Annotated in this window: 1 protein-coding gene; it reads left to right on the top strand. The window is 68.0% G+C overall.

The window, feature by feature from the left end; translation table 11 throughout:
- A partial coding sequence (locus ACFY5C_RS41835; RefSeq protein ID WP_389455334.1) for an oligopeptide:H+ symporter occupies positions 1–1,177 on the top strand: 1,177 nt, incomplete at its 5' end.
- Between the last annotated feature and the right edge of the window lie 9 nt (positions 1,178–1,186).

The following is a 1,186-nucleotide window of genomic DNA, read 5'->3' as shown; positions in this document are numbered from 1 at the left end:
CGGCCACCTGACGCTGGCCCTCCCCTGGTCCGGCAGCTTCTTCGCCGGCCTCGGCCTGGTGGCGATCGGGTCCGGCCTGCTGAAGGCCAACATCTCGACGATGGTCGGCCACCTCTACAACGGCCCGGAGGACCCGCGCCGCGACGGTGGCTTCACGATCTTCTACATCGGGATCAACCTGGGCGCCTTCGCCGCCCCGCTGGTCATCGGCACCATCGGTGAGAACGTCAACTGGCACCTGGGCTTCGCGCTCGCCGCGCTGGGCATGGCGCTGGGTCTCGCCCAGTTCCTGCTGGGCAGCCGCCACCTGAGCGCCAAGTCGGACGTCGTCCCCACGCCGCTGACCGCCGAGCAGAAGGCCGCGACCCTGCGCAAGGCGTTCTTCTGGGCCGCCGTCGCCGCGGTGTTCTACGCGATCGTCGGCTTCTCCGGCGTCTACACGCTGAACTGGCTGCTCGTCCCGATCACCGTCGCCGGTCTGGTCATCCCGGTCATGGTCATCGGCCGGATGAAGCGCGACAAGCAGCTCGACCGCGGCGAGCAGTCCAAGCTGACCGCGTACATCTGGTTCTTCGTCGCCGCCGCCGTGTTCTGGATGATCTACGACCAGGGTGGCTCGACCGTCTCCCTGTTCGCCGAGTCCTCGGCCGACAACTCGGTCTTCGGCTGGGAGTTCCCGGTCTCCTGGTACCAGTCGGTCAACCCGGTCATGATCATGGCGCTGGCGCCGGTCTTCGCCTGGCTGTGGCTCGCGCTGGCCAAGCGCGGCAAGGAGCCGAGCACCGCGTCGAAGTTCGCCATGGGCCTGATCCTGGTCGGCGCGTCCTTCTTCCTCTTCCTGGCCCCGCTGTCGATCGCCGACGGCGGCCACAAGGCGGCCGCGCTGTGGCTGGCGGGGATCTACTTCGTGCAGACCGTCGGTGAGCTGATGCTGTCCCCGGTCGGCCTGTCGGTCACCACGAAGATGGCCCCGGCCAAGTACGCCTCCCAGATGATGGGTGTCTGGTTCCTGGCCGTCACCGCGGGTGACGCCACCACCGGTCTGCTCTCCATCGCGGGCGTCGACCTGAACAAGACGGGCATCGTCACCCTGGAGGCCACGCTCGCCGTGGTCGCCGGGTTCGCGGTCTGGATGTACCGCAAGAAGGTCAAGGAGCTCATGGGCAGTGTCAACTGACGCCCGTCC

Source organism: Streptomyces sp. NPDC012935, from assembly GCF_042900345.1.
GTDB lineage: Bacteria > Actinomycetota > Actinomycetes > Streptomycetales > Streptomycetaceae > Streptomyces.
Note: the sequence above shows the minus strand (reverse complement) of the source record. Positions and strands in the feature narration are given on the sequence as shown.